The organism is Synoicihabitans lomoniglobus (genome assembly GCF_029023725.1).
GTDB lineage: Bacteria > Verrucomicrobiota > Verrucomicrobiia > Opitutales > Opitutaceae > Actomonas > Actomonas lomonigloba.
In genome coordinates, this window is the sequence record NZ_CP119075.1 from 1,543,267 (window position 1) to 1,569,290 (window position 26,024).

Genomic DNA, 26,024 nt, shown 5'->3' on the forward strand with positions numbered 1-26,024 from the left:
AGGGCACGAAGAACCGGTTCTTGATGAACGGCGGAAGAGGGGGCGGCGAGGATGAATTGCGCTTAATCCGGTCTACGACGGACTTACGGATGGAGTCGTGATTGCACTGGCTCGGGGGCGGCGGCGCGCTAGCTTGCGGGGATGTTGGCCAAATATTTCGTGATGGGCCTGAGCCTGATCTGGGGCGCGGGCGTGGTTTCGGCGGCGCAATCCTTTACCGTGGTCGTCTATAACGTGGAGAATCTGCACGACGCGGATGGTGTGGCGGTCTACGACGACTATCAACCGGATCACTACCGGCCCGCCCATGTGGTGACCAAGGTCAGCAACATCGCGGCGATCCTGCAGAAATTTCGTGGCGGGGCCGGCCCCGACATTGTGATGCTGCAGGAGATCGAGATCGACCAGACGCCGGAATCGCGGGTGGGCGCTTTGGAGGACTTCGTCATATCAGCTCGCGCGACCCCGCTCTCGGCTTTGAGCGTGGACGATGGGGCGCGATTGGCGCCGGAGTGGAAGGGCGCGCCCGCCGAGGCCTGGTTGCTCAAGGCAATGGCGGACGCAGGACTGTCCGGTTACCACGTCGTCGTCGGCAGCGACGCGCCCGCGCCGGACCCGTCGGCGGGAGGTCGGGCCATCAAATGCGTCACGTTGACCAAGTTTCCGGTCCGAGCCGTGCGTGAACATGCCATCTCATCGGCACGCAACATTCTGGAAGTGGAGGTCGAGGTGGAAGGGCAGACGCTTTTTGTCTTCAACAACCACTGGAAATCGGGCGCGAGTGATCCGTCGATGGAAACGTTGCGCATCGAGAACGCCACGGTGCTGCGGCGTCGATTGGACGAGATTTTGACCACTGACCCGCAAGCCGACATAGTCGTCGGCGGTGACTTTAACGCGCAGTATAACCAGAAACCGCGCTATCCCGACATGCCACGGACATCGATCAACGACGTCCTGAAGGCGCAGGGCAGCGAAACAGCGCTGCAAACCGGTGCCGCCGATTTTTATAATCTGTGGTATGAACTCGAGCCGGAGCAGCGGGGGAGCGATGTCTACCGGGGCGAGTGGGGCACGCTTATGCATCTGGTGGTATCGCGCGGTCTCTACGACGAAGCGGGCGTGCAGTATCAGGATAATTCCTTTCGGGTCGCTCGGCTGATGGGCGTGAACGCCGATCTGGCGGGCGCGCCCCGCCGGTGGGATAGTAGCGGACCGGGCGGCAGCGGTTTCTCCGATCATTTACCGACCTATGCCCACTTTCGCACCGTCGACAGTGGGTTGCGCGACAAGTGGATGGCGCTCGATCACCCGTCGGACGCGGTGCCAACGGCGAACGTTTTGCGGGTCAATTACGCAGGGGCGGACTTGAATCAGGCGATCGACGTCGCCTCGCTGCCGGATTCGGTCGATCTGAAGGACGGTTCGTGGCGCGGCAAGTTGTTCAAAGTCAGAGGCACTTCGATCAGTGACGGACGTAATCTGAAGGTCCGCACCGGTGGCGTGATCTACGATGTTTACGCCCCGCCGCGCGACGTGCGCGATGTTTTGCAGGCTCAGCACACGCGCAACCGGGTTTTCGAGTTCTACGGTGAGCTGGGAACCTACAAAGGGAATTGGCAGTTCGTCGTGCACGATATCAGCTGGGTCCGATGAAAAACCTCGTCGTCTACACCTACGCGAAGTGTTCCACCTGTCGCAAAGCCACGAAATGGCTGACCCAGCAGGGCCTCGATTTTAGCGAAAAACCGATCCGCGAAACACCCCCGACCCGGGCCGAGCTCAAACAAATGCTCGGACATCAAAACGGGGAGTTGAAGAAACTCTTCAACACCTCGGGAGGCGACTACCGCGAACTCAAGCTGGGACCAAAACTGCCCGCTATGAGCCCGGACGACGCGCTGGCGTTGTTGAGTGAAAACGGCAACTTGGTGAAGCGTCCGTTTCTGCTCGCGCCAGGTGTCGGACTGGTCGGCTTCAAGGAAGACGTTTGGCAGGCGGCGTTGGTCTGACGTTGCGGAGGGTTACTCCGCCGGCACGAATTTGAGGGCGGCCCCGTTGATGCAGTAGCGAATGCCGGTCGGGCGGGGTCCATCGTTGAATTGGTGACCGAGGTGCCCCCCGCAGCGGGCGCAGAGGTCTTCCACGCGAATCATGCCCAAACTCACGTCGCGGCGCTCCTCCACATGCCCTTCCGCGATGGGTTGCCAAAAGCTGGGCCAACCCGTGCCGGACTTGAATTTCGTTTCCGACGAAAACAACGGCAGCTCACAGCCGGCGCACACGAAGGTGCCGGCGCGTTTCTCCTCCAACAACGGGCTGGTGAACGGGCGCTCCGTGCCGGCCTGCCGCAGCACGTGGAATTCCTGCGGGGTCAGGCGCTCCCGCCATTGTGATGCGGTGAGGTCGAGTGTTTCGACCATACCGTCCTTCGCGGGCGGCACGATTTTGGCGGTTTCGTCGGCGCGAGCCGAACATCCGCTGATCAGTCCTGCGACAGCGGCCAAGAGAGCGAGGAATGCGAAACGTTGCATGGAGGCTGAGAGACTTGAATGCGGAAACTATTCCGCGTGAGGCCCAACGCAACCGCGTCGACCACGGTTTTCACGACCTACGTAGATCCGCTAGGCGGTCTTGCTGAGTAATACCGATAGGGAACTTCTTGCGAATTACGTCTAGGGTTATTTACCTAGAATCATGAAACCCGCTTTCCGCTCCATTTTTGTGTTGGGACTCCTGCTCGGATCGCTCGCTCAAGCGGCCCAGCGCGTCGAATCATTTTCGTGGGCGGTGGGTGATATGCCGCTCATCAACCTGGCAACGTTCCACGGCTCGATCGATGTCGAACAAGGGGAGTCGGGTCGCGTGGAGTTGATCCTCGAAGCCAATTCCAGCACGGCGAATGACCAGCGGTGGTTGGATGCGATCGTGGTGCAGGGCAGTCCGTTTGGCGCAGGTCTCGCGATTGGCGTGCGGCAGAATGGCCTGGGCGTGGAGTTTGGCGTGGGCAAGGTTCCGGATCGCAGCGTGAAGCTCACGCTGCGCGTGCCGCAGACTTGCAGCATGGATGTGATTTCCCAGACCGGCACGGTCTACGTGGGCAACGATTTTCACGGCCGCGTGCGCGCCCGCACCATGGACGGAGATATTTTCATCGGTCGCATTGAGGGCGAAGTTTCCGCGGAGACGCGCCGGGGCAATTTGAGTGTGGCTCGCACCACGGGTGATCTCTCCGCTCGCTCGCACACGGGCGACCTCAACATCGGCACCGTCCAAGGCCGCGCTGATCTGCGGGCGGACAACGGTAACATCGATGTGATGTCGACCGTCGGAGGCATCACCGCCGAAGCGATTCGTGGCGATATCGTGGCCGGTTTGGAGGGGAAAATCGCCCATGAAGTCCGACTCAAAGCTTCGGCCGGCGATGTGAAAATTACCGTCGATCCTGCGACGGCCATGCAAGTTCAAGCCCGCGCCAAATGGGGCCAGGTGAAGAGCGATCTCGCGGTCGCGCCCACCGGCCGGGGTGGCAACGGCAAGAACCGGCTCGAGGGTGCGGTCAACGGAGGTGGTCCGTTGGTCGCCCTCGTAGCCAGCGGTGGCAACGTCCTGATCAAAGGCCTCGCGGCACTCGATCACTGGGCGTTCTGAGTTTTGTTTTGTAGTCGTGTAGTCAGGCGGGTCGCTTCCATCGAAGCGGCCCGTTTTTGTGCGGGAAGGTTGCGCCGACGGATTTGACTGCTGAGGGTGAGGATTTCCACCACGCTCCCCGTCATCATGTCTGCCACCTACGATACGCTTGTCGCGAAACTTCACCGCGCGCATCACCTGCGCTCCATCAACGGCCTCCTGGGCTGGGACGAACAGGTCAATCTCCCGCCCGACAGCGCGGATTTGCGCGGAGAGCAGATGGCCATCATGGCCGAACTCGAACATCAGGCGGCATCGGATCCGGCGATTGGCGACGCTCTGACGACGCTCGAGCAGCAACGTGAGACGTTGTCGGCGGATCAGCAGGTGGTGGTGCGCGAGGCGCGCAAGGACTTCGATCGGGTGGCGTTGCTGCCGGCGGATTTTGTGACGGAGAAGGCCCGGCACTCCAGTGCGGCCTACCATGCATGGACCCGCTGCAAACCGGCCAACGATTTTGCGTCCTACGCGCCTTTCATTGCGAAGCACCTCGATCTGGCGAAGCGCGAGGCGGCTTTGCAGGGCTGGGCGGACCGCCCCTACGACTACATGATCGACCAGCACGATCCGGGATTCACAGCGGGGACGATCGGGACCCTGTTTAGCGAGCTGAAGGCGGGGCTGGTGCCGCTGGTGCAGCGCATCACGGCATCGCCACGGCAACGCGAGGTGAAACCCTTGCGCGGGTTTCCGGTGGAGGCCCAAGCGGTCTTTCTGCGGGAGGTGACCGAAAAACTCGGTTTCAACTATCGCCGGGGTCGGATCGACGTGGCGCCGCATCCGTTTTGCGAAGGCTCCGGGGCGGATGTGCGGTTGACGACGCGCTATGCGCCGGACGAACCGCTCGATTCGCTCTTCAGCTCCATTCACGAAGCCGGCCACGGCATGTATGAGCAGGGTCTGCCCTTGGCGGACCACGCGACGCCGCTCGGCCAGCACGCCGGCATGGCCATGCATGAGTCACAAAGCCGGATGTGGGAAAACCAAGTCGGCCGCAGCCGAGCGGTGTGGCATCATTTCGAGCCGCGGTATCGCGAATTATTTGGCACCGCTTTGGAAGGTGTTTCCTCGGATGACCTGCACCTCGCGGTCAACGCGGTGCAGCCCACGTTCATTCGCGTCGATTCGGATGAAGTGCACTACAATCTCCACATCATCCTGCGTTTTGAAATCGAGCAGCGGCTCTTTTCCGGGGAGTTGGCTGTCGCGGATCTGCCCGACGCCTGGAACGCGTTGAGCGAAGAGCTGATGGGGAGTCGGCCGCCCGACGACCAGCGCGGCGTGCTGCAGGACGTGCATTGGAGTGGGGGAGCGTTCGGTTATTTCCCGAGCTACTGTCTGGGCAACATGATTGCCGCCCAACTCTGGGCGCAGGCGCAGCGCGACCTGCCCGAGCTGAAAACTGATTTTGCCCGCGGCGAGTTTGGCCGCCTGTTGACGTGGCTGCGCACCAACGTGCATGCCCACGGCCGCCGATATTCGGCGCTCGCATTGGTCGAACGCGTGACGGGATCGCCGCTGTCGCCCCGACCCTTGCTGGCGTATTTGGAAGAGCGATACGCCACGCTCTACCGCGTTTGAATCGGGAGAAAAACCGCATGGGCCTCATCGATTCCCACACTCACCTCGACTCCTTCGCCCGGCGCGGGGAGCTCGCCGCCACCCTGACCGAGGCTCGCGCCGCCGATGTTGACACACTGATCACCGTGGGCACGGGCACGGATGACTGGACGATCTACCGCGATCTGGCGCGGGAACATCCCGGCACGATTTACTATACGGCGGGGCTGCACCCCTGCGCGGTGGACGAAACCTGGGAAGCCGAACTAGCCGCCCTGCCGGCGTTTTGGGCACCGGCTGCGGGTGGACCGCTGCCGGTGGCGTTGGGGGAATGCGGGTTGGATCGATTTCATCTGCCGAAAAACGATGCCACCCGGGCCGAGACCGTGATGGCATGGCAAAAGGCTGCCTTTGCGGAGCAACTGGCGCTGGCGAAGCGCTGGGACTGCCCCGTGGTCGTGCACTCACGGGGCGCGTTTGACGAGTGCGTGGAACTCATCGACGCGAGCGGGGTGAATTGGGCGCACATCGTGTTTCACTGCTTCGCGGAAGGACCGGCGGAGATGACGGTCCTGCGGGAGCGAGGCGGCTATGCTTCCTTCACCGGGATCATCACGTATAAAAATGCCGAATCGGTGCGCGAAGCCGCACGGGTGCAGGGCCTGGAGCGACTGATGATCGAAACGGACGCGCCCTACCTCACACCGGTGCCCCATCGGGGGAAACCCAATGTGCCGGCTTACGTGCGCCACACGGCGGATTACGTCGCCGATATGTTTGCCGTGGACTACGCGACTCTCGCGCAGGTCACCACCGCAAATGCGCGACGGTTTTATCGCCTGCCGGCTTAAAAGCGCGGCCTCGCCGCGCGCGGCGGCTCAGGTCTCGTCGAACTTGCGGGCGAAAAGCTCCTGCAATTCGTCGAGCATCGCGTTGGCGTCGTCGCCGGTGACGTGAAAGCGGACCTGAGAGCCCTTGCCGGCGGCCAGCATCATGAGACCCATGATGCTCTTGCCGTTGACCTGCTCGTCATCCTTCTCGACCAGCACGTCGGCCTTAAACTTATTGGTGACGCGAACAATCATCGCGGCGGGACGCGCGTGAATGCCCATTTTGTTCTCTACCACCAGCTCTCGGGAGAGCGGGCCATTTGGTGCAGCAGCGTCGTTAGGATCGGACATAGGAGCGCGAAAGGCTCCGTAGGCGTCGGGCGGCTTGCAACCCAAAAACCGGCCCTCCAATCTGCCACCCACTTGCATGCCTGATAACGCCATTATTGTTCCCTGTCGTCTGGAATCCACCCGCTTCCCGCGGAAGCTGCTGCACGAGGTGGCGGGAACACCGTTGATCCTATGGGTCGCCCGACGCATTGCAGCCGAGGTGCCGGAGTTTCCGTTGTGGTTTGCCGTCGATGATGAGTTGTTGGCGGCACCGTTGCAGGCGGCCGGTTTTCAGACGCTGATGACGGGAGCGCACCACGCCAGTGGCACCGATCGTTTGGCGGAGGCCAATCAAACCGTGCAGGCCAAGCGTGTAATCAATGTGCAGGCCGATGAGCCCTTGGTCACGGGGGCGCAAATCCGCAAATTGGCCGCCCTGATCAGCGGTGACGTGCCGATGGCCACCCTTGCCACACCGTTCAAGCGGGTGGTGGATTTTTACAACGCCAACCAAGTCAAGGTGGTCATGCGGCGGGATGGTCGGGCGTTGTATTTTTCGCGATCGCGCATGCCGTTCCCGCGGGATTTGGGTCTGACGATTGAAGACGACTGGGTGGAATCGCATCCCTGTCGCAAGCATCTGGGGCTCTATGCCTACCATGCCGATCTTTTGGCCAAAATCGCGACCCTGCCGCCGGGAGAGTTGGAGCAAATTGAGAAACTCGAACAACTCCGCGTGCTCGAAAATGGCTACGACATTGCGGTCGGGCTGACAGATGACCCGGGGCTCGGTATCGATACCCCGGCCGACGCGGAAAAATTTGCGGCGGTCCTGGGCGGTTAATCAGCGCGCCGACGGCGTGCGGGGCGGCGGCGGAGCACCGGCCAACGTGCTCAGATCTTTCCGGCCTGGCGTTGTTCGATCAGCCCCCGAAAATCGTTGAAGAGCGGATCAGCGTCGTTGGGACCGGGTGCGGCTTCGGGGTGATATTGCACGGAGAAGATCGGCAGTTCCTTATGGCGCAGGCCTTCGACGGTTTTGTCGTTCAAGTTGATCTCGGTCACCATGGCGCCTCCGGCTTCCAGGCTGTCGGGATCGGTGGCAAAGCCGTGATTCTGGGCGGTGATCGAAACGCGGCCGGTCTCCAGGTTTTTGACCGGCTGATTGCCCCCGCGGTGGCCGAATTTGAGTTTGAACGTCTTGCCCCCCAGCGCGTGGGTGAGCATCTGGTGACCGAGGCAGATGCCAAAGGTGGGCATCTCGGGTATCAGAGCCGAAACGGTGCGGTGCACGTAGTTCAATGCGGCGGGATCACCCGGACCGTTGGACAGGAAAAGTCCGTCCGGCGCATGCTCACGAATCATTTCTGGTGACGCGTTGGCGGGGAACACCTGCACATCGAAACCGTGACGGATGAGTTTGCGATAGATCGTGTGTTTGGCGCCAAAGTCGAAAGCGGCCACGCGATGGCGTTTTTCGAACGCGGGCTGGCCGCCGAAGGTCGTTCCCGCCGGGAGGTAGGGCGCGTTGAAGCGGGCGGCATCTTCAGCCCCCCAGATGAATGGTTCGTCGCACGTGACATCCTTCACGTAGTCGCTGCCGGCGATATTTTCCCACGCCCGGGCTTTGGCCACGGCGTCCTCGTCGCTGATGGGCAGCGTGCTGATGCAGCACTTCATGGCACCGGCCACCCGCAGTTTTTTGGTGAGCGCACGGGTGTCGATTTCGCTGATGCCGGGAATGCCATTTTGCTTGAGATGCTCGCCGAGGGGGATCGTGGAGCGCCAATTGGAGGCGATGGGGGAGAGTTCCCGGACCACAAAACCGCTGCACATCGGGCGGTCGGCCTCGGCGTCTTCCAGATTAATCCCGTAGTTGCCGATCTGCACTGCGGTCATGGTGACCACTTGGCCGAAATACGACGGATCGGTGATAATCTCCTGATAGCCCGTCATGGAGGTGTTGAAGACACACTCCCCGGCGACGGTGGCGTCGGCGCCAAAGGCGAGGCCGTGATAGACCGAACCATCTTCGAGGGCGAGGACTGCAGGCTTGGATGTAGGCATTAAAGTCGGACGAAAACCCGTGCGTTCGCACCTGCCAAGGGATTTCCTAACTAAAGCGAAACAATCAGGAGATTCGCCGGGTGCTGCCGTCCAAGACCTTGATCAATTCATCCGAGCGAATCGGTTTGGACAGGTAGTCGTCCATCCCGGCCTCGATGCAGCGTTCGCGGTCTCCGACCATCGCGGCGGCCGTGAGGGCGACGACATGAACATCGCTGCGATCCAGCCCCACTTCGCCCCGGCGAATACTGCCGGTGGCTTCGTAACCGTCGATGACGGGCATCTGGCAGTCCATGAGGATGATGTCGTAAGGTCTCTCGCGGAGCGCATCGAGGCAGTCGCGACCATTTTCCACGAGCGTGGGCGCATAGCCGAGCCGGGACAGCACCTGATGAATCAACTTGCGGTTCACCTTGTTGTCTTCGGCCACCAGAATATCCAACGGGTGATCGAGCGCGAACGTGCGTTTGCCTGAGTCGAATGGATGGGCCGAGCGCTGGTTCTTGTCGACCTCGATGGCGAAGGCATCCAGCACGGCGTCGAACAGGCCGGACTGTCGCACCGGTTTGTGCAAAATGGTGTCGAAAATTTTGATATCACCCATGCGCCGCAATTCGTCGTGGCCGACGGACGAAAGCAGGAGGAGGGGGAGTTCCGCGGCCGCGGCCGACGCTCGGATGTGGTGGGCGACCTCCATGCCGTTCATCCCCGGCATCATCATGTCGAGCAGGACAATGTCGAACGGGGGGCCGTTTTCCATGCGTTTCAGGGCGCTGTCACCCGAATAGAAGGTTTCGGTCTCCATGTTCCACCGCCGGAGCAGACTGGTGAGAATGCGACAGTTGGTCTCGTTGTCATCGACGATGAGGGCCCGTTTCTTGGTCAGGTCCAAGGCACTCTCGTCGAGAAATTCATGTTCGATCGCGTCGGGCGGCGGAGAGCAGGCCGGCGCGGCGACGATCAGTTCAAAGGTGGAGCCCTTCGCGGACGATGCCACCAGTTCGATGCTGCCATCCATGAGCTCGGCCAAGCGACGCGAGATGGCGAGTCCGAGGCCGGTGCCACCATATTCCCGGGTGGTGGAGGAATCAGCCTGCATGAACGGTTGGAACAGGCGGTCCCGGCGATCCGGGGGCACGCCAATGCCGGTATCGCGCACGGTGATGGCGAGGCAGTCGCGGCCGCCCGGCCGGATGGGGGCATGCGGTTTGGCGTGGACCTCGATCTCTCCGCGAGGCGTGAATTTAATGGCGTTGCCCACGAGATTGAGCACGACCTGGCGAAACCGAGTGATGTCGGTGGTGACCCAGTCCGGCACCGCCGGATCGACCCACGAGAGGAGCTCGATTTCCTTTTCGTTGGCTTTGCTCCATAGGAGGCCGACGACTTCCTCGATGCAGCGCGTGATGCGAGCGGGCTGGAGGTCCATTTCCATTTTCCCGGACTCGATTTTCGAGAAATCCAGCACGTCATTGATCAGCGTGAGCAGCGTTTCACCGGACGAGCGAATGGTGCTCAACCAGTCGCGTTGTTCGGCATTGAGTTCGGTGTCGTGCAGCAGGTTGGTGAACCCGAGAATACCGTTCATGGGGGTGCGAATCTCGTGGCTCATGACCGCGAGAAAATCGCTTTTGGCGCGATTGGCCGCCTCGGCTTCGTCCCTGGCTTCCTTCATCGCCAGTTCGGCGGCTCGACGATCGGTGACGTCGTGGTCCATGCCGATCACGACTTCCCGGTCTTCGACCTTGACCAAGCAGGTGAAATACTCGGTCGGGAAAATGGTGCCGTCTTTGCGCCGATGGCTGCTTTGGCCCTCGACCCGGCCTTTTTCGCGCAGATTGGAGAGCCAGCTGTCGCGCCACTGGGTCCACGGGGTTTCCTCCAGGATGTCGATCGATTGGCCGATGAGTTCCTCCCGCGTGTAGCCGTGGAGCTCGCAGGCCGCTTGATTGCAATCGAGAATGATAATGTCGCGGTCGGGACTGTGCGGATCGAGCAAGGTCATCGCCAGCGGCGAGCGTTCCCAGATCGTCGCCAGACGGGCGGCGACAAAATCGGCTTCGGTTTGAGACTGTGAAGCCTGGGCCGATTCCGCTTCGGACGGGTGGGGCGTGGCTGCGGGTGACGGAGGGCGACGCCACAGCAGGAGGAGCACGATCGCGCCCAAGGCGGCGATGATCAGAGTCAGTCCCCATTCGTCTCCACTACGGATCATCCCGACACCACACATGGCGACGGTCAACGCGCTGACGCCGCTACGGGCGTAGTTGGACTGGAGAGGAAAATGGATCATCGCCGAAAGGGGGTCGGACGGGTGAGGAGTTGGTGTGAGTCAACTATCGTCCCCATCCATTGCAACTTTAGCCGGGTCAGGAATACTACCCAACCGTCCATGGGTAATATGGTTCATCCGAGGAGGTAACAGATTTGAGGTGGTCGTTTGACACCACCGGCCCGCCTTACTTACTGCGCGTTACGCATGGGATTTACTGAAGATCGTTCGACTTGGTTTGAAGGGCAGGGGCTGTGGCAACACGTGCCCGCCGAACAGTGGCAGGATTGGACCTGGCAGCTGAAAAACCGTATCACCTCGCTGGAAGATTTGGAGCGGTTCATGACGCTTACGCCCGAGGAGCGCCGCGGAGTCGCGTTTGCGGGTAAAAAGCTGTCTCTCGCGATCACGCCGTATTTTTTCAATCTGATCGATCGCACGGACCCGAATTGCCCGATCCGCAAGCAACTCATTCCCCGGGAGGGCGAGATGCTGGTATCGCCGGGCGAGCAATTGGATTCTCTGGGGGAGGACGAACACTCTCCAGTGCCGGGAATCGTGCATCGTTATCCGGACCGCGTGTTGTTTTTGGTCACGGATCGGTGCGCTGCCTACTGCCGCTACTGCACGCGCAGTCGGCTGGTTTCCAATGCGCAGGACTACAATTTCCATCCCGAATACGAGCAGGGGCTCCGCTACATCGAGGCGCATCCGGAAGTGCGCGACGTGCTGCTGTCCGGGGGTGACCCATTGTTGTTGTCGGACCGCAAGCTGGAGCACTTGTTGGCCCGCCTGCGGGAGATCCCGCATGTTGAGTTTATTCGCATCGGCTCACGCATCCCGGTGTTTTTGCCCCAACGCATCACGCCCAAGCTCTGCGAGATTTTCAAACGCTACGGCCCGATCTGGATGAGCATCCATGTCAACCACCCGAAGGAAGCCACGGCTGAGTTACGCGATGCGTGTGAGCGGCTCTCATTTGCAGGGGTGCCGCTGGGGAATCAAAGCGTGCTGCTCAGCGGCGTGAACGACGATGCCGAAGTCATGAAGGCACTGGTGCACCGGTTGCTTCGCATGCGGGTGCGGCCTTACTACATTTATCAGATGGATCTGATCACGGGAGGCGCTCATTTCAAAGTCGATGTGCGCAAGGGCATCGAAATCGTGCGTTCGCTGCGTGGGCACACCACCGGTTATGCAGTGCCGCAATACGTGATCGATGCACCGGGTGGGGGCGGAAAAGTGCCGATCAATCCCGACTACATCGAAAAAATCACGGACGACGAAATCGTCTTTCGAAACTACGAGGGCAACGTGCACCGTTATCCGTTGCGGGTGGAGGCCGGCAAGGTTCCGGCCCTCGATCCGATGAGCGTTATCGACGGTTCCTGATCGCTGCGGCCGAATTATTCGGCCCCCGGCATCCATGAGGGGAATTCCCCGGTTACGACCGCTTCGATAAAAAACGCTCATTTTTATGAGAGAAATTTGAGCGTATCCGAGCAACTCACGTCTATCTGGGTGCAGATAGACAGCACCCGTTAGACGAATCAGCTCAGTGTTGAGATTCTACGGTTTGCTTGGTGTTAGGTCATTAGGGGCGTCCGACAGGGCGCCCCTATTTTTGGGGCGGTGAACCGCTATTCACAAGATTCTGAAAATCAGGATAATCTGAAACAGAATCAGATAACGGTCCGGCCCCGGAATTTTTTCTAAGAAATGTTTGAGCGTTTTGCGCCGGACCTGCGTCTACCCCGATACAACGAATTTAGTTCGGTTAGTAGTTTGGTTCAAAGTTCTATAGGTTTGCTTGGTGTTAGGTTTTGAAGGGCGCCCCTCCCAGGGCGTCCTTCTTCATTTTCCGGGGCGAGACGGGCGCATTTGCGCGGGTAACTGCGATTCATCGAGATTGACGTCTGTCTGCATTTAGCTCTCTTGAGCCTGTTCTTTGATGATTCGTGGTCAGCGCGGAGGTTAATCGCGATAGGGCGAGCAACCTCCTTCTGACCATGAACCAAGCGAAAAGAAAAACGTTTCTGATCTTCCCGGGGATGACCCCGAGTTTCGCGGTGTTTGAAGCTTACCTCAATGAGGGCAGCGGCGAACCCGTCGATCAGAACGCCATGAAAAACGTCCGAGAGGACAACGCGGCGCGGAAACCTTTCCGCTTCGTTAACAACCTGATTCGTCGGACCCGTCGGGCCGTCGCCTCAGTCTAAATAAGTAAACTACACCGCCCGGGGGCTCACGCTCTCGGGCGGTTCTATTTTAGGCCGACGCCTCTGAAAGCCGGGCCGTTGACTTTAGCGTTGCTCGGGCTTGGTGCCACTGGCCAGCAGCGTCTCAAAGTGAGGCTCCTCGATCTCACGACTCACGGTGGTGATTTCGACGTTCTCAAATCCCGCCTGCCGCAGGTAGCCGTGCAGCGCGTTTTCGCTGAAGCCGAGCCAGACGTCGGCGTAGAGTTCGTGCGCCTTCTCGAAGGTGTGTGCCTTCAGATCCAGCAACAGCAGTTGCCCGCCGGGCCGCACGACGCGGAAGGCTTCGTCGAGCGCGACCTGGGGATGCTGAGCGTGGTGCAACGCCTGACTTAGAATCGCGAGATCAACCGAATCGTTCGCCAGCGGGACTTTTTCAATGTCGCCGAGCTTGTAGGTCAGGTTCGTCAAGTCGTTCTTTTTGGCCAGCTCCGTGCCGACTTCGACCATGCGTGGCGAGTTGTCGATGCACCATACTTTGGCGGCGCGCCGGGCGAGGAGTTGCGAAATCAGGCCCTCACCGGCACCGAGGTCGGCGATCTCGATTTTGGGCGCCAGTCGCAAAGCGAGGTGCCCGATGGATTCCCACGACCGGCCCGGGCAGTAGTTTTTACCGAGCTTGCCGGCGATGAGATTGAAATACTGCTCCTGATGCGCCCGGCGTTTGTGGAGCACGCGCTGCAGGTTGGATTGATCCTCCACCAGTTCCGGTTGCGGGGCCACGGCTTCGCAGGCCGCCGCGAGCAGGTGTTGCACGGGAGCGGCGAGACGCGGGTGAACGGTATAGAACGCTTTTTTCCCTTCGCGCCGATCCTGCACCAATTCACTCCCGCGCAGCTGCGCCAGCTGCGACGAAATGCGCGATTGGGCCATGCCGAGAATTTCTTCGAGCTCGCTGACCGACAACTCCTCGATCCGCAATAACGACAACAGGCGCACCCGGGTGGGATCAGAAAGCAGTTTTAGGATATCCCAAGTGCCGTTCACAAGTGGCAGTTAGGTCGCAACCCGGAGCGGGCGGAAGCCAAATCTGAGCCCAATGCGCGGCGTGGGCGGCCACGCCGAGGCCGATACAAAAAAACCGCCGTTCGTTTAAGGCGAACGGCGGGGAGAATGGGGTGAGACGTGCGAGTGCGGTCTTACTGATCGATCACGCGAGCAATGGCGGTGACCTCGTAGTCCTCTTCCGTGCTGCCGATTTTGACCTTCACCTGGTCACCGACGCTCTTGCCGAGGAGCACCTGGCCGAGCGGGGTTTTGTAAGCGATGACGAAGTTGTCCGGATCACTGTCCCAAGCGCCGAGAATCTTGTAGGTCGGCGTTTGGCCGCTGCCGAGATTCTTGAGGGAGACGATGCTGCCGACGCCGATTTGATCGGCGGAAACCTCGGTGAAGTCGGTGATGCGGGCGTTGGCCAGTTCCTTCTCGAGCTGGGATTTTTGCGCCATGAGCACGGACTGGTCCTGTTTGGCCATCTTGTATTCGGAGTTCTCCTTGAGGTCACCGTGCTCGCGAGCGGCGGCGATCGCCTTGGAGTTTTCCGGGATTTTCTCGGAAACGATGGACTCGTATTCGGCGTGGCGGCGCTCGTAGCTTTCGCGAGAGACGAGCAGGGCCTCTTCCTTGCTCTCGGCATCGCCGGCGACCAAGGACTGAATGGCGGGGAAAATCTTAATGAAGCGGGCCAGCAGCGACTTCTTGGTCAGTTCCTCGAAGCCCTGGTTGAGCATGAGGGTGTTGGCCAGGTCGCGGGCGGTCTCGGGATCGGCGGTCGAAAGCAGATCGGCGATGAGATCGGGGTCGTCGCTCAGGATATCCGCCAACGGAATGCGGCGAGCAGAAGCGGCCTGCAGGGCCTCGTAGTCGATCGCGAAGAAAATCGCGCTGAGCAAACGAGGGGTGATCAGGTCGTGGAGGAGCTTCGCGAATTTCTTGGAGTGGCGATTCTTGACGATCCACAACAACACCGGGGCGCGGAGGTTTTGCTCCACTTGCCACCGCTTGAAGGTTTCGGCCAGGTCATCGCCGTAGTCGTTTTCGACGAGGAAATTGATGCACTCGGTGGTGAACTTGCCTTGGCTGGACTTGAGCAGATTGAACACCGCGTCGCGGCATTCGATCGGATGCGTGTCCTTGATCAAGGCGAGGAAGCGGCTTTGGAAGCCGACCGGAATGGCGTCGGCGATTTCCGGCAGGTCGCGCACGTTGACGATGATGTCACCCTGTGACGGCTCGAGTGTGGCGGGATCGATGCCGGCGAGCTTGGCCAGATCGTCGCGAATCGCGGCGCCGTAGAGACGCTCGGCGGTATCGATCTGATTGGAGTCGCGAACGGCTTCGGTGACGACGGCGAGCACCTTTTGGAGTTCTTCTTCGCTTTCGCCCTTTTCGACGGCGGTGAGCAGTTTCTCGGCGATCGCGATACGGCGACGAGCGGAGCGGGTGCCGCCGAAGGCTTCGATGAGCTCATCTTTGGCCGAGACCGGGGTCTCGCGTAAAATGTAGCATTCCGTCTTTTTGGCGGGGACGGCGATGCGGGGATCCTTGGCGACCACCTTTTTGGCGGCGGACCACCACTTCTTGAACTTCGTCTCACCGACGACTTGCGCGAGGGTGATCTCCAGGTCGATGGCGGTGGTGGCTTGGGACGGGTAGGCTTGCAGCGCTTCGACGACCAATTGGGCCGGGTTCTTTTCGATCAAGTCCTTGATCGCGGCCGCCTCGGTTTCCTTGCGAGCGAGAATGTGATCCGCGGGGAGCACATCCATCGTATTGACGCAGAACGCGGGGTCCATGGCGTGTCCCGGCTTGTCCTTGAAGTCGATGATCAGGCGCTCCGTGGCCTCGTCATAGCTTTTGATTTGCCCGAATCCCCAGCTCTGGTGGACCACATAGGCCTCCGGCTCCATGGACTCGAGTTTGTCTGCTGCTGCTTTGAGCAACGGTTTTTTTGCGATGAGCGCTGATACTGCTTCCAAATTCATAACGAGGGTCTTTGTCGACTGAACTGGCCATTGGAGAGGATCGATTGGGGTCATGTCAACAGACACCTCCACAACCTTCTTTGCTTAGTGCTTGGCAGGGTAGGACCCCGGGAGGATCGTCCGGGCCATGACAAAGACAGAGCTCATCATGCCCGCCGGGGCGACTTCTTGGACCTGGGCAGTGCGTTTACTGGAGCGCTGGCGCGAGGAGGAAGAGCGGGTGGACTGGTTGTTGGAGAAGCTTCCCCGGGAATTGCCCCCGGCGGAGCGGGCCCGGGTGCAGGCGCTGTTGGTGGGAACGATCCGCCATCTGGGTCGCATCGACGCGCATCTCGACAAGTTGATGACCCGGCCGCCGCGTCCGGTCGTGTGGGCGGGCCTCGCGGTCGCGGGCTTCGAGTTATTGGAAGGCGGCACCGAGGGGCACTCGGCGCGGGTCGGGCACCATTTGGTCGAAAAAATTAAATCGTTGGCCTCGGCCAAGGAGGCCGGCTTCGCCAACGCGGTGGTGCGGCGTCTCGCCGAGCGTTTGGCGGCGGAAACCGCGCCGACGGCGGATGCGCCGATTGAGGATATCGTTACCTATCACTCGCATCCCGAATGGTTGGTCCAACGTTGGCGGATGCGCATCGGCCATGAGTCGGCGTTGAAACTGGTGGAATGGAATCAATCCCCCGCGCCCGTGTTGTTGCGATGGCGCGCGACGGACGAGGGCGCGCCGAAGCCGGAGTGGCTGACCCCGGTCGACGGCACGGCTGATTTTTATGCGGCCGCCTCCGGACACTGGCCGGAGTTGGCGGAGTTGATCAAAGCCGGCACGGTTCAGGTCCAGGACGCGGCTACCCGCCTGGCGGTTGATCTGCTCGCACCTCAGCCGGGCGAAACCGTGCTCGATCTGTGTGCGGCGCCGGGAGGCAAGAGTCTGGCGATGGCCGATCGCATGGGCACGGGCACGCTCGTGGCGATGGATTTGATGGGGCGCCGCATGCCCCGGCTGGCGGAGAATCTACAACGCGTGCCATCCGGAGTAACGGCCACCGCCGTGGCGGGTGATCTGTTGCGCGGGGGCGCTCGTGCGCTGACCGCGAAGCAGCTGCCGTCCACTTATGCGGCGGTGCTCATCGATGTGCCGTGTTCCAATACCGGGGTGATGCGACACCGGGTCGATGTGAAATGGCGCCTGCATCCCGACAGTTTCAAACGGCACGCCCTGCAACAGCTGGATCTCCTCCTCGCCGCCGCCGAACGGGTCGCGCCCGGCGGGCGACTCGTCTACAGCACATGCAGTATCGACCCGGAGGAAAACGAGCAGATTGCCGACGCCTTCGTGCGACGCAGTCGCGGTGCGTTTTCGCTCGTGCGTTCCGAGCTGAGTCTGCCGTGGGAAACCGGCCACGATGGCGCGGCCGCATTCTTATTCCAGCGCGACGCGTCGTCGTAGTCGACGGACGCGGTCAGGGCACGAGCACAAACGTCGCGGCCGCGAACGGCACCTCTTCGCGTCCTTTGATCAACGTGTAGGTGATCGTGCCACCGGCGTCGACGAGCGCGCGGTAGCGCGTGAGGTCCCATTGCTCCACGGGCTCGCCGTTGAGCCGGCTGACGAGATCACCGATCTTGAATCCGGCTCTTGCGGCGGGGGAGTTGGGAGCGATGGCATTGATTTTCCAATACGCGCGCGCCTTGTTGAAACTGAGGCCCGAGCTCCATTTGGGCGGGGACAAAACGCGCATGTCCTCACCGGCGCGGTAGAACGCCACCTGATCTTTTTCCTGATCAAAGGTGATTTCGAAGTTCTGCAACAACTCGCCTCCGAGCGAGGTGAGGCTGCCACTCAAATCGGCGATGGGTTGCACGACTTCGTGGTCGCCGATGTAGAGCGACTTGGCCAACCGCGCGACGATCTGGCGATGGTCACCGTGCAGGGTGCCGATCAAGGTGCCTTCGCGCGGGGGACTGGCGAATTCCACGTCCAACCCGGCCGGGTCCAGATTGATGAAACCGTCGCTCCCGGTGTCGATCAACGCCAGCAGTGAGCGTGTGCCGAGGGCGAGTTGCACCATGGGCACATCGTTGTGCGCGGTGAAGGGCAGGATGCAGCCGCGCATGGGGGTGGTGTCGTCGAGCGCCGACATGATCACGCGTTCCCCCGGGTAATCCAGCGTGAGGCGGGCGTTGCTGAAAAGACTGAAACCCAACACGCCGTGAATCGGCAGCCCGAGATGATCGGAAATTTCGCCGCAATCGAAGATGAGCGCGCGCACGTTTTGGAAATTGGCGCGGCCGAAATCGATGCGATCAAGCATCACGGATTCCACCGGCGAGGCGCGGCCCGAGGCATCGCGCAGCCAGATGGTGGGGGGATTCGGATCAATGGGGCGCTGCAGGTGACGAATGGCGTATTCCGGGGAGACGAGGGTCCGGGACGCGCCGGTATCGATCAAAAATCGCCACGGTCCGTCGTCGCCTTCGGTCTCCACCACCACGAGACCGCCGATGAGCTTCATGGGAAACTCCACCCGGGTCGCGACGGTGGGTGAAGCGACGACCGGCATGGGTTCGAGCTCCATGGGCTCACTCTCGAAGACTTGCAGGCGAGATTGGCAGCCGATGCCGAGCAGTGCGAAGGCGCTGCCCAGACCGAGAAGAAATCGTCGCCCGCCCGAGGTCATGGTTGCGGGGGCGGCAACGTGCGGGCCAGTGACCAACTGCCGAGGGCCAGCGCGGCGGCGGCCCCGAACACGGCCGTGCCGCTCACGACCCAAAAGACCACGCCCGCCAACACGGGGGTGATAGCGCGGGCCAATGAACCGAGGGACCGGAAGATGCCCAAGGCGCGCCCTTGTTCATCGTCCGCGCTGTAGAGTGAAATCAGGCCCGAGGTGGCGGGATTCACAAACCCGGCCCCCAGCGCGAGAATGCCCAGGCCGATGTAGAGCACGGTGACGTTGGGAGAGATGCCGACGAACATGAAACCGACCGTGGCGAGAATCAGCCCGGTCTTCAGCACGCGCGTCTCGCTCTGGCGTTTGAGGAGTTTGCGCACGATCATGCCCTGGGTGATGATCGAACACACGCCCAGGTAACCGAGCATGATGCCATTTTGCTTGGCGGTGAAACCAAACCGATCCGCGCCCAGAAACGTGAGCGAAAATTCCATGGCGCAGAAAGCCAACGCGAAGGTGAAGCCGATGCAGTTGATACGTTGCACCGCCGGTGAGGGCAGGTCGCGGATCGCACGCAAGGGGTGCTTCAGTTCCAGTTTGGCCGGTCGCCCCGTCCGGTTTTCGTCCTGCAAGGTTTCGTCGAAACGAGCGCGGACCCAGATGAAGTTGATCACCGCGAGTCCCAACGAGAACAATGCCGGCACGGAAAACGGGTGCAGGCCCCAGGCGGCCCATTGCGGATGGGCATCGAGTAGATTCCACTGGGCCGTGATGGCGCCGATCGCCGGGCCGGTGACGAGGCCCAAGCCGAAGGCGGCTCCGACGAGTCCCATGGCTTTGGCGCGCTCCTGCCGCGACGTGACGTCGGCGACGGCCGCCGTCGCGACGGAGATGTTGCCGCCGAAGACACCGCCGAGGAAGCGGGCCGCCACGAACAACCAGAACGAGCCGCTGAACACCCACAGTGCATAACTGGCCGCCGTTCCGGCCACCGTCATCAACAATACATGACGCCGCCCGCGCTGATCGCTCTTGGCGCCCCAATACGGCGCGAAGACAAATTGCAGCAAGGCGTAGATCGAGCTGAGGGCGCCGCCGAGCAGCACGGCGGCAAAGTTGCGGTCCTTGCCCAGCATTTGGGCGATGTGCTCCGTGAAATTGACAAGGCCACCGAGCACACCAGTCGAGCCTTCCACCCCGAGGTAGTGCTGCAGAATGTCCGGCACCAACGGGAAGATGATCGAAAATCCGATCAAATCGATATAGAGGGTCAGGAAAATGACCCCGAGCGATAGCGGGCGTGGTTGGGCGGAGGCGGAGGACGACACTGGCGACGAAAATGGCTAGAAAGACAAACGAGGGAACGGAAGGGAAGACTCGACTCACCCGGAATCAACGCGGAAGCAAATTACCGAATATGGTTTCCCCGCGACGGGACTACCATTGAGTGGTCGGCATGGTATTGCAGATCGCCTTGGTTTTGATCGTGGCCCGACTGGGGGCGGAATTGATCCTCGCCGGATTGAATCGACGGGAAGTTTCGCGGCATGCGCAGACCGCTCCGGCGGCGGTCGCCGCAATCATGGATGACGCCACTTACCGCAAGTCGGTCGACTACACGCTGGCCAAGGCGCAGTTTAACAATCTGTGCATGATCTTCGACGCCGCGGTGCTGGCGCTGGTGCTGGCGAGCGGGGTGCTCCCGATGCTGTTCGCCGAAGTGGCGGCCTGGGCACCGGGAGCCAATTGGGATGACGCCCTGTTCGTCCTGTTGGCGGGCGTGTTGCTGTCGATCCCGGGCATGCCGTTCGAATGGTGGGGGCAGTTTCGCATCGAGGAACGTTTTGGGTTCAACAAAAGCACGGCCAAGCTGTGGTTGTCCGACAAAGCCAAGGGCCTGCTGCTCATGTTCGTGATCGGTTTCCCCCTGTTGTGGGGTCTCCTCGGTCTGGTCGGCTGGGTGGGGTCGCTGTGGTGGATCTGGGCGTTCGTGCTGCTGTTCGGGTTTCAGCTAATCATGATGGTGCTCTACCCGAAGTTAATTCTGCCGCTCTTTAACAAGCTCACGCCATTGCCGGATGGCGATTTGCGCGACCGGCTGATGGCGCTCGGCGAGCGCACCGGTTTCAAGGCTTCAACGATCGAGGTCATCGACGGCAGCAAGCGCTCCGGCCACTCCAATGCCTATTTCACGGGGTTTGGTCGTTTTCGTCGTATCGTGCTCTTCGATACATTGATCGAGCAATTGGCGCCGGAGGAACTCGAGGCGGTGCTCGCTCACGAGGTGGGGCACTACAAGCGCGGCCACATCCCCAAGATGCTCATCACCGGTGCGGCCATGCAGCTGGGATCGTTTGCCGCGCTGGCGTGGTTGCTCCATTCGGACTGGTTCCTGCGTGGCTTTGGGTTTCCCGGCGGTGAACTCGCCCCGGCGCTGCTGTTGTTTGGGCTGCTCAGCGGCGTGGTGACGTTTTGGATTTCTCCGCTCAACAATCTCATGTCGCGAAAGCACGAATACGAAGCCGATGCTTTCGCGCGCGATGCCATGGGCTCGGCGACCCCGTTGATCGGCGCGCTGCGCAAGCTCGCGGCCAAAAACCTGAGCAACCTCACCCCGCATCCATGGTTCAGTGGGTTTTACTATTCGCATCCGACCATCGTGGAGCGCGAGCACGCGATGACGGCCAAGTCCTGATGCGTGGTCGGCGCATCAGCTGGTGGGGAAGCGTCTTCGCGCTGATCGCGGTCATCGGTGCATCCGCACCGCCGCCGCCTTCCGCGCTGACCGTGGCAACCTACAACGTCGCCAACTACAACCTGACCGACCGGCCCATCGAGGGAGGCTTTCGCACCCATTATCCCAAACCTGAACGGGAAAAATCGGCATTGCGGCGCGTGCTGCACGCCCTGGATGCGGATGTCGTCGCCCTCCAGGAAATCGGCGGCGCGTCCTTCCTGCGGGAGCTGCGGCGCGATCTGAAAGGCGAGGGCCTGGATTACCCGCACGCGCACGTGCTGGACGCGGCCGACGAGACTCGGCGCGTTGCCGTGATGAGTCGGATTCCGCTGACCACGATCGTGGACCACACCGACCTGAATTTCAAATACTTCGCCGGTCGGGCGGCGGTGAAGCGAGGGCTGTTGGAGGCACGGTTCGAGACGGCGGGGGGCGAGGTCACGCTGTTTATCGTGCATTTAAAAAGCAAACTCACCGAGCTTCGCGATGATCCGGAGTCGGCCGCCCGGCGGGGGAGTGAGGCGACGGTGATTCGCGATCGCATTCTGGAACAGTTTCCCGATCCGGCGGCGGCCCGATTTCTGATTGTGGGGGATTTTAATGCCGATCCGACCGAGCGACCGTTCCGCGCATTTACCCGGCGGGGGGATCTGGTGATCAGCGAGGCCGTCGACGCCTTCGATTCGCGGGACGAGACCTGGACGCATCGCTATCGGCGAGCGGACCTGTATTCGCGGGTCGATTTCGTGTTGGCTTCACCCTTGGTGCTGCCGACGGTGGTCAACGGACGAGCCACGATTCATGACGGGCCGGCCACGCTCACGGCCAGCGATCATCGCCCGGTGGTGGTGCGGCTCGCGTTCGATTGACAAAAAAACGCCGCTCCCGGGAGGAACGACGTTTTCGAAAAAGTCGGCGGAAGCGTGGTCGCTCAGCGCACGGTGACGGGGATCGGGATTTCCGACGCTCCGAATCCGGAAAGGTAGAGGTGACCTGAGCCGGGCAAACCGCCACGCACCGGGATGCTGACGGAGTTGGACCCGGGAGGGACGACGACTTCCGGCATGATGATGCAGTCCGGCACATCGGTGGTGATGTCGAGCAGCAGACCGCCGGCGGGGGCGGTTTGCGGGATCGTGAAGGTAATCGTCTGGGATTCGCCCTGAGCGAGATTCAGCGCGGCGGGGAAGACTTCAACGTTGAGGCCATCGACCCGAAACGTGCCGACCGGTTGCGTGCCGTTCGGGCTGGTCACCGCAATCTGGTAATTGCGGCCGGGAGCGACGGGGGGCACGAAAAAGCTCAGGGAGTTGGTCGAATCAAACACGGTGCGAGCGGGCTGACCATTGACGGTGACGAGGTCCTGGGCGGTGAAACCTTGACCGACGATGCCGATGCGGGCGCCAACCGGGCCACGGTTGGCCACCATGGAGAGCACGAGTCGGCCTTTCAATTGCACGGTGGTCACGCCGGTGTAGGCTTCCTGCGGCGTCGTTTCACCGCCGAAGGAGACATCGAAGGTCGACAAATAATAGTAGGAAACCTGGGAACGTCCGGACGGAATCTGGTAGTCGAATTCGTAGATGTCCTCGCCCACGGGACTCGATTCCATGGTGAAGATCCGACCATCGATGACGATCTGGGGCCGGAGCGAACCTTCGACATAACCGCGCGACTTGGGCGTGATCCGCGCCGAGAAGGTGTAGATCTGTGATGGGTTTTCCGGCATGGTCGAGGGAGTCAGGTCGGTGATGACCATCGACTCACAGCCCGCCAGGAGCATGAGGGCTGCGGAAGCAGCGATCCATTGCCAGATTCGTCTCGCGTGAGAGATACGGTTCTTTTGCATGAGCTTTCGCATTAAGAAGTGGTCGATACGCAACACAATCATTCCGCATTGGCAATGAGCGAAATCTCTTCGCCCGAGGTGATTTCGTCCGCTGACGATTTCGCCCCGCTGGGGCTGTATTTGCACGTGCCGTTTTGCGCGAGCACGTGTGATTTCTGTGCGTTCTACCAAACCAGCCCGACGGTGGAGGGCGTGCGCGGTTTTCAAATCGGTATTGAAAAGGAAATGACGCTGGTCACGCGAACCCGGCCGTTGAGCACGGTGTTCTGGGGCGGCGGCACGCCGGGTCTGCTTTCCGCCCGCGATATTATTCGGTTGGGCACCCTCGTCCGCGAGTTTAACGGCGGGGCGGCTCCGGCGGAATGGAGTGTGGAAATGGCCCCGGCATCCGTGACCGATGCGCGCCTCGCCGCGCTCAAGGAAATCGGGGTGACGCGCATTTCGATGGGGGCGCAAAGTTTCCAGCCGGAGCTGCTCGATGCGCTTGGTCGACTGCACACCCGCGAACAGGTGATGCGGGCCTATGACCGGATCCGGGCGGCCGATTTCGCCAGCGTGAACATCGATCTCATGTTTGCCCTGCCGGGGCAGGACGAGGCGGCGTGGCTGGCGGACATGACCCAAGCCATCGAACTCGGGCCCGATCATCTGTCGACCTACTGCCTCACCTTTGAGGAGGACACCAAACTCTGGGTGAAACTGGCCGAGGGCAAAGTGAAGCTCGACCCCGAACACGAGGCCCAACTCTACGAAACCACCTGGGAACGGCTCAACGCCGCCGGTTACGCCCAATACGAAGTGGCCAACTTCGCGCGGCCGGGCCACGTTTGTCGCCACAATCTGAACACGTGGAACATGCACGAATGGATCGGCCTCGGTCCCTCGGCGGCGGGGCAGCACGAGGGCTGGCGGGCGGCCAATCCCTCCGATTTAGCGCAGTGGCAGGCCGAGGTGGCCCGGGGCGAGCGCATGACCACCGATCGCGTGGCCCTCACCCCGGAGTTGCTGGCGGAGGATGCCTTGATTTTTGGGCTGCGCATGACGGCCGGCGTGGACCCGGTCGCCTTGGCCCGACGGTTTCCCAGCCCGGCTTGGACTGCGGCGCGAGGTGTGCTGCTCGACTTGATCGAGGATGAGTTGGCCGAACGCGTCGACGGTCGCATTCGCCTCACCACGCGCGGTCGTTTGCTGGCCGACTCCGTCGGTGCGGCCGTGATGGAGGCAATGGATCAGGCCTGATCGCCGAAGTCATACCGCAGGTCAAAGGTAAGGCGCGCTCGCCGAGCGCGCCGACATGGTGGAGTCGCGGAACGGCACTCGGCCTCTGTCGTCAGGTGCCGTTGGCCGCTTCGGCCGCTTGATCGGCGCGTTCATCTCTCGGGAAGGGCGCAAACCACGCTACGATGAGCGAAGGAATCGACGCGAAGCACACGATGATGAAGAACGTTTTGTAGCCGACGGCGTCGGCCAAGGGGCCGGAAATCATCTGGGTCGGCACCAGCACGAGATTCATCAGGGCCGTGCAGAACGCATAGTGGGTCATGTGAAATTTGCCCGGCGAGATCTGCTGCATCATATAGAGCATGTTGGCGACAAATCCGAAACTGTAGCCGGCCTTTTCGATGGTCACCAGCGTCGCGACCGTGGTCAGTGAAAGCGGTGATTCCGGCGAAACCATTTGACTGAGGTAAACGAAACAGAGGTTGGGAATGTTCACGCAGAGCGCCATGATGAAGAGGGATTTCTTCAGGCCGTGTTTCGCAATGAAGAGGCCGCCCAGCAGCCCGCCGATCAGACTGACGGATATCGAAATGAGTCCGTCGATGGTGCCTTTTTGGACGAGGGTCAGGCCAATGCCGCCTTCCTCGAGCGGGGCTTGGAGAAAGAGCGGCGCCTCGACGAGAAGGAGTCCCTCCGCGCTGCGAAACAAAAACACAAAGGCGAGCATGCCCCAGAGCTGGTCCTTTTTGAAAAACGCGATGAGTGATTCCCAGAACGACGCGGCCACGGCCTTGGCATTTTTCGGTTTTTCGCCGACCACTCCGGTGGGCAGCACGAACAGATGGTAGATGCCGAGTAACGCCATGGTCGCGCCACTCAGCCCGATTGCCCAGGTCCACGCCTCCTTGGCGGTGTGTTGACCGCTCTCCTGGAGAGTGCCGGCGATCCACACAATCGCCGCGACGGCGAACAACCGGCCGACGTTCCAGAACACGCCTTGCACTCCGATGAAGGCGGCCTGCTTTTTCTTGTCGAGGGCGGTGATGTAAATGCCGTCCGCGGTGATGTCCTGCGTCGACGACGAGAAGGCCAACACCCACATCATGGCGATCGTGACCTGGAAATAATTGGGCAAGGGCAGGGCGAGCGCGATGCCGATGAACAAGGCCGCCAGCGCAAACTCCATCGACAGCACCCAGAAGCGCTTGGTGCGATACATGTCCAGAAATGCCGCCCACAAGGGCTTCAGCGACCACGCGATGCCGATTGATGCCGTGGCCACGGTGATTTGGCCGTCCGTATGCCCGAGATCTTTGAACATCGTTCCCGCCACCCAGATGACCATGGAGAACGGGATGCCCATCGCGAAGTAGAGCGAGGGCACCCACACGACGGGATGCGGGACGGGTTTGGCGGAGGAGGACATGGGGTGATCAGGAAGTCAGGCTGAGGGGCAGGGCGAAGGGGGTGAGGGTCGAGGCAATGACGATCCACCCGGGAGGAGGCAAGTTTCGGCCGCACTCTTGGGTTTGAGTCGATTGATAAATCATTGGGGCGCGG

At 61.3% G+C, this 26,024-nt stretch carries 22 protein-coding genes; 12 read left to right on the top strand and 10 right to left on the bottom strand.

The genetic code is table 11. The features are described 5' to 3' along the window. The first annotated feature begins 141 nt into the window (after positions 1-141). Both PXH66_RS05965 and PXH66_RS05970 read left to right on the top strand, forming a co-directional pair. Positions 142-1,656 carry an endonuclease/exonuclease/phosphatase family protein gene (locus tag PXH66_RS05965; protein WP_330927679.1) on the top strand — a complete coding sequence of 505 codons (1,515 nt, stop codon included), beginning with the start codon at positions 142-144 and terminating at the stop codon, positions 1,654-1,656. Beyond that, positions 1,653-2,012 carry an arsenate reductase family protein gene (locus tag PXH66_RS05970; RefSeq protein ID WP_330927680.1) on the top strand — a complete coding sequence of 120 codons (360 nt, stop codon included), beginning with the start codon at positions 1,653-1,655 and terminating at the stop codon, positions 2,010-2,012. The genes PXH66_RS05965 and PXH66_RS05970 overlap by 4 nt, the downstream gene beginning before the upstream one ends. A 12-nt stretch (positions 2,013-2,024) precedes the next feature. Here PXH66_RS05970 and msrB read toward each other — a convergent pair whose 3' ends face one another. After that, entirely contained in the window at positions 2,025-2,534 is a 510-nt protein-coding gene (gene msrB / locus PXH66_RS05975; RefSeq protein WP_330927681.1) for a peptide-methionine (R)-S-oxide reductase MsrB, read from the bottom strand. A gap of 163 nt (positions 2,535-2,697) precedes the next feature. On the opposite strand from msrB, the gene PXH66_RS05980 reads away from it, so the two are divergent. From PXH66_RS05980 to PXH66_RS05990, 3 genes are all read left to right on the top strand, one after another. After that, a complete protein-coding gene (locus tag PXH66_RS05980; RefSeq protein WP_330927682.1) occupies positions 2,698-3,651 on the top strand; it encodes a DUF4097 family beta strand repeat-containing protein in 954 nt (317 codons plus the stop codon). Positions 3,652-3,777: 126 nt separating this feature from the next. Then, a complete protein-coding gene (locus tag PXH66_RS05985) occupies positions 3,778-5,271 on the top strand; it encodes a carboxypeptidase M32 (RefSeq protein ID WP_330927683.1) in 1,494 nt (497 codons plus the stop codon). A 17-nt stretch (positions 5,272-5,288) separates the two neighbouring features. Then, positions 5,289-6,101: a TatD family hydrolase gene (locus PXH66_RS05990; protein ID WP_330927684.1), complete on the top strand. Its 813-nt coding sequence runs from the start codon at positions 5,289-5,291 to the stop codon at positions 6,099-6,101. 27 nt (positions 6,102-6,128) lie between these two features. Here the strand turns inward: PXH66_RS05990 and PXH66_RS05995 are convergent, their stop codons facing one another. Continuing rightward, on the bottom strand, positions 6,129-6,431 hold the full coding sequence (locus PXH66_RS05995) for an HPr family phosphocarrier protein (RefSeq protein ID WP_330927685.1): 303 nt from the start codon (positions 6,429-6,431) through the stop codon (positions 6,129-6,131). A gap of 76 nt (positions 6,432-6,507) precedes the next feature. Between PXH66_RS05995 and kdsB the strand changes: the two genes are divergently transcribed. Continuing rightward, entirely contained in the window at positions 6,508-7,254 is a 747-nt protein-coding gene (kdsB, locus tag PXH66_RS06000; RefSeq protein WP_330927686.1) for a 3-deoxy-manno-octulosonate cytidylyltransferase, read from the top strand. Positions 7,255-7,304: 50 nt separating this feature from the next. Here the strand turns inward: kdsB and carA are convergent, their stop codons facing one another. Both carA and PXH66_RS06010 read right to left on the bottom strand, forming a co-directional pair. Beyond that, complete coding sequence (gene carA / locus PXH66_RS06005; protein WP_330927687.1) at positions 7,305-8,477, bottom strand: glutamine-hydrolyzing carbamoyl-phosphate synthase small subunit; 1,173 nt, start codon at positions 8,475-8,477, stop codon at positions 7,305-7,307. 64 nt (positions 8,478-8,541) lie between these two features. Further along, entirely contained in the window at positions 8,542-10,770 is a 2,229-nt protein-coding gene (locus PXH66_RS06010) for a response regulator (protein WP_330927688.1), read from the bottom strand. 186 nt (positions 10,771-10,956) lie between these two features. Here PXH66_RS06010 and PXH66_RS06015 point away from each other — a divergent pair, with 186 nt between their 5' ends. Both PXH66_RS06015 and PXH66_RS06020 read left to right on the top strand, forming a co-directional pair. After that, the gene (locus PXH66_RS06015; protein WP_330927689.1) at positions 10,957-12,141 is read left to right on the top strand and encodes a KamA family radical SAM protein; all 1,185 of its coding nucleotides are present in this window, start codon (positions 10,957-10,959) and stop codon (positions 12,139-12,141) included. 617 nt (positions 12,142-12,758) lie between these two features. Further along, a complete protein-coding gene (locus PXH66_RS06020; RefSeq protein WP_330927690.1) occupies positions 12,759-12,968 on the top strand; it encodes a hypothetical protein in 210 nt (69 codons plus the stop codon). An 84-nt stretch (positions 12,969-13,052) separates the two neighbouring features. Here the strand turns inward: PXH66_RS06020 and PXH66_RS06025 are convergent, their stop codons facing one another. Next, positions 13,053-13,994 carry an ArsR/SmtB family transcription factor gene (locus tag PXH66_RS06025; RefSeq protein ID WP_330927691.1) on the bottom strand — a complete coding sequence of 314 codons (942 nt, stop codon included), beginning with the start codon at positions 13,992-13,994 and terminating at the stop codon, positions 13,053-13,055. Positions 13,995-14,146: 152 nt separating this feature from the next. Beyond that, complete coding sequence (greA, locus tag PXH66_RS06030) at positions 14,147-15,991, bottom strand: transcription elongation factor GreA (protein WP_330927692.1); 1,845 nt, start codon at positions 15,989-15,991, stop codon at positions 14,147-14,149. 127 nt (positions 15,992-16,118) lie between these two features. On the opposite strand from greA, the gene PXH66_RS06035 reads away from it, so the two are divergent. Continuing rightward, on the top strand, positions 16,119-17,432 hold the full coding sequence (locus tag PXH66_RS06035; protein WP_330927693.1) for an RsmB/NOP family class I SAM-dependent RNA methyltransferase: 1,314 nt from the start codon (positions 16,119-16,121) through the stop codon (positions 17,430-17,432). 13 nt (positions 17,433-17,445) lie between these two features. On the opposite strand, the gene PXH66_RS06040 is transcribed toward PXH66_RS06035, so the two are convergent. Together PXH66_RS06040 and PXH66_RS06045 are read right to left on the bottom strand one after the other, a co-directional pair. Next, the gene (locus PXH66_RS06040) at positions 17,446-18,663 is read right to left on the bottom strand and encodes an aspartyl protease family protein (RefSeq protein WP_330927694.1); all 1,218 of its coding nucleotides are present in this window, start codon (positions 18,661-18,663) and stop codon (positions 17,446-17,448) included. Continuing rightward, positions 18,660-19,985: an MFS transporter gene (locus PXH66_RS06045; RefSeq protein ID WP_330927695.1), complete on the bottom strand. Its 1,326-nt coding sequence runs from the start codon at positions 19,983-19,985 to the stop codon at positions 18,660-18,662. The genes PXH66_RS06040 and PXH66_RS06045 overlap by 4 nt, the downstream gene beginning before the upstream one ends. Before the next feature lie 128 nt (positions 19,986-20,113). Here PXH66_RS06045 and PXH66_RS06050 point away from each other — a divergent pair, with 128 nt between their 5' ends. Both PXH66_RS06050 and PXH66_RS06055 read left to right on the top strand, forming a co-directional pair. Beyond that, positions 20,114-21,352: a M48 family metallopeptidase gene (locus PXH66_RS06050; RefSeq protein WP_330927696.1), complete on the top strand. Its 1,239-nt coding sequence runs from the start codon at positions 20,114-20,116 to the stop codon at positions 21,350-21,352. Then, a complete protein-coding gene (locus PXH66_RS06055) occupies positions 21,352-22,263 on the top strand; it encodes an endonuclease/exonuclease/phosphatase family protein (RefSeq protein WP_330927697.1) in 912 nt (303 codons plus the stop codon). Before PXH66_RS06050 ends, PXH66_RS06055 begins: the two co-directional genes overlap by 1 nt. A gap of 62 nt (positions 22,264-22,325) precedes the next feature. On the opposite strand, the gene PXH66_RS06060 is transcribed toward PXH66_RS06055, so the two are convergent. Further along, a complete protein-coding gene (locus PXH66_RS06060) occupies positions 22,326-23,243 on the bottom strand; it encodes an IPT/TIG domain-containing protein (protein ID WP_330927698.1) in 918 nt (305 codons plus the stop codon). A 54-nt stretch (positions 23,244-23,297) separates the two neighbouring features. Here PXH66_RS06060 and hemW point away from each other — a divergent pair, with 54 nt between their 5' ends. Beyond that, positions 23,298-24,482 (top strand): radical SAM family heme chaperone HemW, encoded by a 1,185-nt coding sequence (hemW, locus tag PXH66_RS06065; RefSeq protein WP_330927699.1) that lies wholly within the window; start codon positions 23,298-23,300, stop codon positions 24,480-24,482. Positions 24,483-24,573: 91 nt separating this feature from the next. Here hemW and PXH66_RS06070 read toward each other — a convergent pair whose 3' ends face one another. Further along, positions 24,574-25,890, bottom strand: coding sequence for an MFS transporter (locus PXH66_RS06070; protein ID WP_330927700.1), 1,317 nt, complete (start codon positions 25,888-25,890; stop codon positions 24,574-24,576). Between the last annotated feature and the right edge of the window lie 134 nt (positions 25,891-26,024).

Coding starts and splice junctions, on each gene's coding strand:
- PXH66_RS05965 (WP_330927679.1), top strand. CDS start 142: ATGTTGGCCAAATATTTCGTGATGGGCCTGAGCCTGATCTGGGGCGCG.
- greA (WP_330927692.1), bottom strand. CDS start 15,991: ATGAATTTGGAAGCAGTATCAGCGCTCATCGCAAAAAAACCGTTGCTC.
- PXH66_RS06040 (WP_330927694.1), bottom strand. CDS start 18,663: ATGACCTCGGGCGGGCGACGATTTCTTCTCGGTCTGGGCAGCGCCTTC.
- PXH66_RS05980 (WP_330927682.1), top strand. CDS start 2,698: ATGAAACCCGCTTTCCGCTCCATTTTTGTGTTGGGACTCCTGCTCGGA.
- PXH66_RS06070 (WP_330927700.1), bottom strand. CDS start 25,890: ATGTCCTCCTCCGCCAAACCCGTCCCGCATCCCGTCGTGTGGGTGCCC.
- PXH66_RS06010 (WP_330927688.1), bottom strand. CDS start 10,770: ATGATCCATTTTCCTCTCCAGTCCAACTACGCCCGTAGCGGCGTCAGC.
- PXH66_RS05985 (WP_330927683.1), top strand. CDS start 3,778: ATGTCTGCCACCTACGATACGCTTGTCGCGAAACTTCACCGCGCGCAT.
- PXH66_RS06060 (WP_330927698.1), bottom strand. CDS start 23,243: ATGCAAAAGAACCGTATCTCTCACGCGAGACGAATCTGGCAATGGATC.
- PXH66_RS06015 (WP_330927689.1), top strand. CDS start 10,957: ATGGGATTTACTGAAGATCGTTCGACTTGGTTTGAAGGGCAGGGGCTG.
- PXH66_RS06050 (WP_330927696.1), top strand. CDS start 20,114: ATGGTATTGCAGATCGCCTTGGTTTTGATCGTGGCCCGACTGGGGGCG.
- PXH66_RS06055 (WP_330927697.1), top strand. CDS start 21,352: ATGCGTGGTCGGCGCATCAGCTGGTGGGGAAGCGTCTTCGCGCTGATC.
- PXH66_RS05995 (WP_330927685.1), bottom strand. CDS start 6,431: ATGTCCGATCCTAACGACGCTGCTGCACCAAATGGCCCGCTCTCCCGA.
- PXH66_RS06035 (WP_330927693.1), top strand. CDS start 16,119: ATGACAAAGACAGAGCTCATCATGCCCGCCGGGGCGACTTCTTGGACC.
- PXH66_RS05970 (WP_330927680.1), top strand. CDS start 1,653: ATGAAAAACCTCGTCGTCTACACCTACGCGAAGTGTTCCACCTGTCGC.
- hemW (WP_330927699.1), top strand. CDS start 23,298: ATGAGCGAAATCTCTTCGCCCGAGGTGATTTCGTCCGCTGACGATTTC.
- PXH66_RS06020 (WP_330927690.1), top strand. CDS start 12,759: ATGAACCAAGCGAAAAGAAAAACGTTTCTGATCTTCCCGGGGATGACC.
- msrB (WP_330927681.1), bottom strand. CDS start 2,534: ATGCAACGTTTCGCATTCCTCGCTCTCTTGGCCGCTGTCGCAGGACTG.
- PXH66_RS05990 (WP_330927684.1), top strand. CDS start 5,289: ATGGGCCTCATCGATTCCCACACTCACCTCGACTCCTTCGCCCGGCGC.
- kdsB (WP_330927686.1), top strand. CDS start 6,508: ATGCCTGATAACGCCATTATTGTTCCCTGTCGTCTGGAATCCACCCGC.
- carA (WP_330927687.1), bottom strand. CDS start 8,477: ATGCCTACATCCAAGCCTGCAGTCCTCGCCCTCGAAGATGGTTCGGTC.